Raw genomic sequence first — 8646 nt, 5'->3', positions numbered from 1 at the left:
GTGGACGAGGCTACGAGTCCCGCCGTGCCACTAAGTCGCTGGGACTCGTAGCCTCGTCCACTACCTCCAAACCTGGCCGACCTACGCCTATTCCAGTAAAGCTCTAGCGGAACGGCCCAAACGTCACCGGAGGGTATCAGTCAACCCAAAGTCGAGTCTCTTAATTGCAGTCCTGAGCCCAACGCGATTTAGCGATTGTGGAAAAGGGTAAAGCACCAATTGGTGACTGCGGAGTCTTGGGAGCGATTCAAAACGCTGATTGGAACCCTAGCCAGCGATGCTGCGAAATTGGCGAAGTTTCATCTGCGACTTCGTTGTATCATTGAGCAAGATCGCACGTGCTTAGGTGTTTGTCTGACAGCGGAGTGGATTCAATTAGGTGCTTAGATGTTCGTAACTTGGATATCTAAAGAGAGCGTGGCGAAAGCTGTCACATACCTCGGAGTTCGACTTTCTCTCTCAAAGTCAGGAAATCAGTGTTTGCTAAGATTCGCAAAAAAGAAACAACGTTTTCCGAGAAAAGCTTGACGGAGGGCTTGTAGGCGATACATTCACTGGAGAAATCCACGGCGTAGATTCAAAAATAAATTTGGCCGCCATGATCGACTCGGTTTACCAAGATGGGGCAGTAGGGGCTGAAACTTAATTCGAGTTTGAACCACGTACTTAAATTCACTATTTGAATTCGCCAACTTCTTCACCAAGGGCACATCGGATTGGGGTAGACGCAGTAAAACTACGCAGTCCAATCTCTCGGAGGCAGGTATGTATCGAGTTGGCATATTTTTGTTGCTGTTGGTCGTGGTTTCGGAGATCACACATTCTCAGGATGCGGATCAATCCGACGCAAGTGATTCGAGGAAGGCGAAACCTGTACGTTTTGTTCCTCCTAGCGATATGGTCGAGTTCAAAACGGTTGAGACTGCCGGCACGGAAGAGTTTCATCGGCTGAAGGTTCCTCGGTTGCAGGCATCGCAGGAAAAGGTCCTCGGCATTCCGATCAAGAACGTCTCTGGCCAATCTCTAACCGTGTCAAATATCAACCTTGGCTGCGGATGTATGACTGCGATCTCAAAAAAGCTAGAGATCGACAGCGGTGAAACGACGATGCTTTATTTAAGGGTCACGCCAAAGGAAGTGGGGCGATTTGCCGAGCGGATGACCATCTCTTTCGAGAATGCATCAAGCGCTACATGCGTGATTGAATCGGTCGTTCATTCAGCGTTCGAGATAACACCCAACACTATGGTGCTGGTGCCGGGACGCGAGAAAGGAAGTGAGCTTTCGATCACGTCGGAGTTTGCGCATACAGGATTTCAAGTACGGTCTATGGATCCAAGGCTTACGGTAAAGTTTGACCGGCAAAAAAAGGATGGCACACACGTTTACAGATGTTGGCTGGGAAAAGACACCGACAAGGATAAGTCGCTAGATGAATTTGTTGCACCTATCAACATCGAGTACCTTAAGAGATCTTATGAGTATAAACTCCAAGTTAAAAACGCGTTCGCAGTGAAAGTCCAACCGTCCATTGTTTTTGCAAATCGCGACAAGCAGAATAGTGAAGTCGCAAAATTTCATGTGCTGATCGGCTGCTGGACAGGACGCGATGATTTAATTTGCAGAGTTGCCGAGCCGAAGAATCGCATCGACTTGCAAGAAATAGAGCGAAAGCCGCTTGGTGAGAGTTCGATTTTTGAACAAGTAAGTTTCGCATTAGAGGGTGATCTCGAAAACATTGACGACGTAACGATCAACTGGTTTCGCGATAACCAGATAGTAGGCACTTGCAATGTATTTCTTGACTCCCAAAGCGAAGTGGCAATCGCTCAAATTCGCGAAAAACGCCGGGAGCGCAATCGACAGTTAATTGAACAGGGCAATGCAGAGTCGCTACAGCCTGCAGAATAAATTGCGATTTGCCAAACGTTGACATCAATACTCTGTGCCCCGCACCATAGTGATTGTAAAACCATTAAATCTTCCTCACCGGGTGTAATGCTATGGTTCGTGCGTTTCTGTTTATTTGTACATGGTTTGGTCTTGTCAGTCTGGCAGGGGCTCAAGGTCTGGCAACAAATGCAGTAGAGCGTTCCGCGGTGCAAATGCTCATCGATTTCGTCGCGAGTCCAACGAGTTTGCCCGATGAGTACGCCGTCGTCTTACGGGAGACGCAAGTTTCCTACATTGATGGGACTGAGGGCGATACCGTTTATTTGTTTGCCGAAGACCGTCGAAGAATAACTAGCACTCGATTTTCGGCAAAAGGATATACTAACAGCATCGAGCCGAGACGCTGGGTTCAATATCTGAGAACGCCAACGCATCGTGCGCAGCGACAGGGAGGACAAGCGTTTGGAAGGTTTGCTGGCGAAGTCGTTGAGGATGTGACAATGGATCCAGAAGATAGCCAGATTTTACAATACCCTCAGAGGCACGATTTTGTATTCTTTCGCCCTGTTGCACCTCGAAGCGACAGAAGCAGCCGAAAAACGCAGTCAGCTGGCTATGGAAGATTGCTTTTAGACGAGCTGGATTTCATGGGGGCAGAAAAGCTGGATGACGGAAAAATTCAATCCGATTGGGCAAGAAAGCTTTGGAGAGTTCAAATTACTTTTGACCCAAAGCAAGGCAATCGTCCCACCAAGATCATTCATTTCAGCGATTTGGATATTGAAAACCCCGGACCGATCGTTTGTGTTCACGTGATCGATTGGGAAGAATGGAAATTGGAGAACAATACTTCAATGTGGATTCCAAGCCACTTTCGATTTCGCCATTCGACTCCAGCCTACAAATTGGACTACGAAACAGCGGGGCATTTGAGATGGGCTGATACCTCCGAAGAATCGGTTATGCCCGAGTTGCAACGGGGAAGTGGTAATGACTGGCGTGAGAAGATTCGCGAACGTTTCAGCGAGGACTGGCAGGTGCGACATGCCGAATGGTTAAATACGAATCAACGGAAAGATGGAACCGTTCCGGCCGCTGTCGATTGAATAAAAGGAGAACTGTGGCCAACGGGCCGGCCGTTTACCAATCCACAGAAACTGCTGGGCCGCTGCCCTGCCGTTCTGTTTTACAGACACCTAGCCCAGTGGACTGGGTTAAGTAAATCCCTGGACCTTCAGTTCGCAAAACGATGCGGATTTGTTTACAACAGGCAACTCTATACGGAGTCGAAGTTTCCGCGACGCTGATTTCAACCATTACCGAAGACCCGGATACCGAAGTCACCGCCTGGCGGATGCGGTCTGGCCGATTGGTTACTTCGATGGCATCGTCGTGCATGTCCGTGGTGCCAACTGCCGTGTCTCTCAGCACACGATCGACGTTGCCTTGGGCGTCAATGTCGGACGAAAAAAGGTGTCGGACACCTTTTTGGTAGAATGGGTAAGGTTGCGGGCGGGCTTTCAGGATGGTGCTGCGTCCCTACTGCCTCTGCTGCCTTGGTTGCCCTTGAAAATAGAGCCAAACGAAGCGGTGCTGAGATTGTTGAGACTTTCGCCAAAATTGTTGACAATCGGCCACTGTCGACATTTCGCTGGTGCGTGGTCGGACGGCGGCGGTGATTGATTTATGGCGGGGTTTTGATCACAATGCCCCCTCTGCCTGTCCCCTCTCCTTCCTCAATTGAGTCTGCTACTGTGCCATACACCCGAGCTTCTTTCTGCTTTACCATCGCATTCGCGTTTGGAATTTCCTCGCAGGGAATCGCCCACGAGGGGCACGACCATGACCATGATGCATCCGGAAATCACCCTTCTGCGGCAGTTGACTTGGCTACTGCCAAAAACACGTTTAATGCGAACGGCAAGACCTACCGCTGGGAGCATCGTCCCGAGCTGGGCAAGCAGTCTGATGCGATGATCGCTGCGGCCAAAGGTGGTTTGCACAACAATGCGGACGTCGATCAGTCGACCCACGAGATCGTGACGGTGGTTGCCAAACATGGTTTGGTGACGCTGGATGCCGAATTGAAAGAATGGAAATTGGTCGAGGATCAAGATTCGGTCTTCGCCGGTGGCATGAACGCTCACGGAGCCGACTGCTTCGTGATGGATGGCCAGTCATATTGGGCGTTTGCATCGACCAACACCGGCGAAGTGGTTGTTTCGCAGCGTGGCAAGGTGGTCGCCAGTCTGAAACAACCCAACGGCACTGAGTTTGACAATCCGACCGTCAATTCGTATTTCGCTGCCGGTGGCAGATTCACTCCTTGCGATGTCGTTTACCTTCCCGAGGCAAAACGACTGGTCGCCGTGATCGGCTATGCTCCGGGCGATTACGCACTGTCGGCTGAGTTGCGTGACGGCCAGTGGCAATGGGGTGGTCCAGCGTGGGGCGGAAAAGAGAATGTGGGTGGACCTTTTAACACCGCACACGGTGTTCAAGTCGCTACCGAGGGTGGCCAAGAGATTGTCGAAGTCGCCTCGCGTGCCCATGGCCGCGTCTACGCTTTCACCGCCAGCGGAGCACAGATCAAGACGCCGGGGGCAGACAATAAGTATTACGTCGAGTTGCCGAAGGGGTCGAACCCTTGCAATATCTCGCACAACGGTTCGAGTATGTTTTTGCCGCTGCTGAATCCATTGTCGATGACCAACGGCGTGGCTCCCGTGTTGGTGATGAATGACGGCAAGCCCGCTGGTTCACTGATTCCAGCAACCTACGACGAGCTTGAGTTCATGCACCACATGCACGGATTCTGTCCCATCGAAAAAGACGGCAAACTGTACGGCGTTGTCTTGTCGTGGCCGAACGGCGGTGAAAACGCCAAGGGCAAACGCAACGACGGACGCATCGCAATTTTCGAAGCCGTAGCGCAGTAACGCAAGGTGTTTTTGTGGAGGCGAAGTAACATTCAGGCAATTGTTCGTTGCGGTTAAGATGCGAGCCGACACGGCATTGCAAAAGCCCCCTGCCAGCTTGCTGGCAGGAGCAAACGTTTTGCAATTAGATATTTCGGTCGCCAAACCTTTTCCCCAGTTGGCTTGCCCAACCGGAAAACAAGTTTTGCTGGTCAGTGCGATCCACCTACTACATGAACGTCGTACTCGCTAAAAGTTCCTGCGTAGAAGCCCGGTTGCCATATTGCATTTTGCCCCATTGCGAATGCGGTATTGTTCATGATTGCATAAGCGATCTCTGCCGGGCTCTCTGCGATGGGGCCGCGCAACGCTACATGCAAGTGGTCTGGCATCCATGCGCGAATCGCTATTCCGTAACGATGTTTTGTTGCAGTCGCCTGCACTGCACGGTCCAGTTTTGCAAACTCGTGTTCCAGCCGAATACGCCGTCGATTGGCAACGACCAAAACAATATGCAGGTTGTGCCAATAACGCCCACTGTTGGATTCGCTCGGTTTATCGAGTGCTACTGAGCGATCAATGACTGTAAATTGCTTGAGTATTTCTAAAAGACGTCGGTCAATGAATGCGTCCTTCTCGACTTGCTTGTGAATATAGTTTGTAACTTCGCGAGTATGGTTTTTTCCAATTCCTCGAAATGCAACCTTCCGGCTGAATTTCACTGGGGTTCCACTTAATCGCAGCTCATGTTGCAAGCGTCCTTTGACGCGAGCGACAAATAGAGTGGGTGCGACGGTAGGGACTGTCGCAAAAGTGAATTGAATCTTGTCTGTTTCCCAAACGGTCGCGATTCGCCGAAGACTGTCTGATTTCCAAGCACTGTCGAGCGGATCAAAGAAGATCTCGGTTGGCATTGAAGGAAATTTGGTCCCCGAAGTGGGCCACCCAGTCCACGTGTACCGCAGATGGAAAGCGGGCTTAAGTTGTTCAAGGGAATAGACTGGGTTGGGCATCAGGAAAACTTTCCATTCCGGTTGGGCGAGCCAACCGGGGTAGTGTGTTTGTTGCCACCGTGTGTGTTAATTAAAAAAACGCGGGCACCTACCGGACAAGCCGGCATGGGGGCCGAGCAGCAATCGCTACCATCACCGCCGATGCAAATGCATCTTCCGTGACATCCTTTTTGGCCGCTTTTCATTAGACGGTATGCCGAGCCGTTTGTCGAACAAAAGTGTCTCCTCGTCGTGTTGCTCGGAGGTGAGATAATATTTGTTTTTAGATAATCCATCGCGGCTGCGAATGTATTCCCCTATCGACCGCGCATGAAAAAACGGCGCGGGGAACTAGTCCCCGCGCCGCTTTGTTTCATTCATCGGCCCGCTTGCGATTACCGCTTACGGATTTCCAGGATGTATTTCATCAAGTCATCGAACTCCTTGCGGGTTCTCAGCTGACGCGTCAAGTTTTCAGGCATGATCGACACCTTCGACTCGACGACCTCTTCGATATCATCCTGTTTGATCTTGATCGGCTCGGGCTGGGCAAGGTTTTGTAACACCATTTCGTCCTTGTTCTCCGAGACACGAACGCCGGTATAGACGCTGCCTTCGACGGTGAGCACACTGACTTGAGCATAATTCTTGTCAATCAGTTTTGATGGACGCAGAATCGAGTCCACCAATTGCTCGGCCGTCAACTTGGTCTCGATCTTGGCCAAGTCGGGACCGAGTCGAGCGGCGCCCTTAGGCGGTTCGTGACAGGCGAAGCAGGCCGCACCTGATTCAAAGAACAGCTTCTTGCCTCGCTGAACGTTGCCGCGGGAAATGGCAATTTTGGCCAATTCGGCGGGCGATGCGCTCAACAGTTCGGCTTCCAAGGCTTCGTTGGAAAACTCTTTGGTTTCCGGGCTGTTCGATTCGAGGGCTTCTTCCAAAGGATGCTCGGCTAGCAGTTCTTCGGGTTTCCAGAACGTGTCGCGATCACTCGTCTGCTGGCGAACCTTCTTGACGCTCGCGGCGCTGACAGGCGACGACTGATTGCCCCACGTGTTGCGGACAAACGTCAATACGGCTGCCAGTTCTTCGTCTTTCAATAGCGATCGGAACGCGGTCATTGGTGGCACGCCACGCGACGGGTCAAACGTCTTGCCGTTGACCGTCATTTTTCCCCACACGCCGTGCAGTGCCATCTTGATCAGTCGCTCTTCGCTGCCGTTGACCCAGGGGCTGCCGACCAGCGGTGGATAAACGTTCGCACTTCCTTGACCGTGGGTTAGGTGGCAAGTCGCACAGTGTGCTTCACGTTGATAGACCTCCGCCCCCAACTTGTATGCCTTGCGGTCGGCCCCTTTGAGGTGTTTCGGAGGATTGAACTTAACGAATTCCACTTCGGCTTTTGCCGCAAATCCACTCGCTCCCGTGGCGTCTACGTTCTCCCAGAAATGCTTCACCGTCTTGGCCGCGACGACCGCGTGTTTGACGTCCGAACTGAGCAGTGTATTGAGCAGTTCTTCGTTTCGCACGCCATGTTGTTGGTGCAACCACAGGGCTTCGAGAAGATGATGGGCTTCGGTTTCATCGTTTGGATCAAAATCTTTGATCCACTGCTGAGCGGCTGCGATCACAGCGTCCGAGTCGCGAGCACTCAGTTCGACCCGGGTCCGATGACGAACGCCATCGACGGGGTGTTTCAGGTTTTCCAGTAGTGCGGCGATCGGTTGACCGTCAATCGCGACTGGCTTTTGTAGTGGTCGATCTTTCACGGTCAGCCGGAAGATACGACCATGTTGGTGGTCACGATTGGGGTCACGAATGTTGTGCTGCATGTGACCGATAATGGCGTTGTGCCAATCGGAAACGTACAACGCGCCGTCTTCACCGACGACAGCATCGGTCGGTCGGAAGTTGCGATCATCGCTGTTGAGCAATTCAAGTCCCGGGGTTCCCCAAACTTCTCCGAACGCTCGGTCCTTGCCATTTCCTTCGCGATCGAGCGAGTATTGTTTGACGCCAAGGAAACCGATTGTGTTACAGATCAGGAAATCGTCCTGCATTTCCTCGGGAAAGTGATCCGACGAAAGAATCGCGTTGGCCGCGACGGGACGGAATTCTTTGGTCAGCAGGGTATGCATCTTGAAACCCTTGCCTTCGGGACGCACTTGATACGACTTCCCACCGGTGCCATCGTTGGCGTAGCAGTAGCCCCAGCGGTCAAAGCTGGTGCCGTGTGGATTCGGAGCGTTGGCCGCATGCGGCGTGATGGCAAAGGTGCGAGGGTCGAAACGGTACATCCCCGAATCGCCGATAGTGAGGTTTTGTTTCCACGGCGTTTCGTGGTTGTGCACCAAGAAAATACCGCTTTGCCAATAGATCCCGCCGTCAGGACCGTAAATCAAATTGTTTGCGGCATGGTGCGTATCGGAGGTTCCGAGTCCTTGCAGAATGGGGTAACGCAAATCCGCTTTGTCATCACCATCGGTATCCTTCAGGAACAACAGATCGGGGCCTGAGGTGACGATGACGCCACCATTCCAAAATTCGAATCCAAGCGGGTTGTGAACATGAGCAAAAATCTTGCGAGTGTCCGCTTTGCCGTCCTTGTCGGTGTCCTCGAGGATCATCAGTTTGTCGTTCATTTCCTTGCCGGGTTCCCACTTGGGGTAGGTGTTCCAGCTGGCGACCCACAATCGCCCCTTGGCGTCGACCTGCATTTGCACAGGATTAGCCAAGTCCGGAAATTGGACTTCCGATGCAAAGAGGTTCAGCTGATAACCTTCGGGAACATTGATCTGCGCCATCGATTCTTCGGGGCTCAGGTAATCAATGCTGCCTTCTTT

At 52.0% G+C, this 8646-nt stretch carries 5 protein-coding genes; 3 read left to right on the top strand and 2 right to left on the bottom strand.

What is annotated here, in order from left to right; all coding sequences use genetic code 11:
- The first annotated feature begins 786 nt into the window (after positions 1–786).
- The 3 genes from ABX962_RS22700 (at position 787) to ABX962_RS22690 (ending at position 4832) form a co-directional block, all read left to right on the top strand.
- Positions 787–1911 carry a DUF1573 domain-containing protein gene (locus ABX962_RS22700; protein WP_372722578.1) on the top strand — a complete coding sequence of 375 codons (1125 nt, stop codon included), beginning with the start codon at positions 787–789 and terminating at the stop codon, positions 1909–1911.
- 92 nt (positions 1912–2003) lie between these two features.
- Positions 2004–2999: a hypothetical protein gene (locus ABX962_RS22695; protein WP_372722576.1), complete on the top strand. Its 996-nt coding sequence runs from the start codon at positions 2004–2006 to the stop codon at positions 2997–2999.
- 780 nt (positions 3000–3779) lie between these two features.
- Positions 3780–4832 (top strand): hypothetical protein, encoded by a 1053-nt coding sequence (locus ABX962_RS22690; RefSeq protein WP_372722574.1) that lies wholly within the window; start codon positions 3780–3782, stop codon positions 4830–4832.
- 191 nt (positions 4833–5023) lie between these two features.
- On the opposite strand, the gene ABX962_RS22685 is transcribed toward ABX962_RS22690, so the two are convergent.
- Both ABX962_RS22685 and ABX962_RS22680 read right to left on the bottom strand, forming a co-directional pair.
- Positions 5024–5533, bottom strand: a complete 510-nt coding sequence (locus tag ABX962_RS22685; protein WP_372722572.1) for a transposase — start codon at positions 5531–5533, stop codon at positions 5024–5026.
- Between the two features lie 665 nt (positions 5534–6198).
- Positions 6199–8646 (bottom strand): PVC-type heme-binding CxxCH protein (locus tag ABX962_RS22680; protein ID WP_372722570.1); only part of this gene is annotated, 2448 nt, incomplete at its 5' end.

Source organism: Novipirellula sp. (assembly GCF_041583735.1).
Classification (GTDB): domain Bacteria; phylum Planctomycetota; class Planctomycetia; order Pirellulales; family Pirellulaceae; genus Novipirellula.
The sequence above is the reverse complement of the archived record's forward strand: the minus strand, read 5'-3'. Positions and strand labels throughout refer to the sequence as shown.

Excerpts from the sequence above, each read along its gene's own strand:
- ABX962_RS22695 (WP_372722576.1), top strand. The coding sequence starts at position 2,004 with ATGGTTCGTGCGTTTCTGTTTATTTGTACATGGTTTGGTCTTGTCAGT.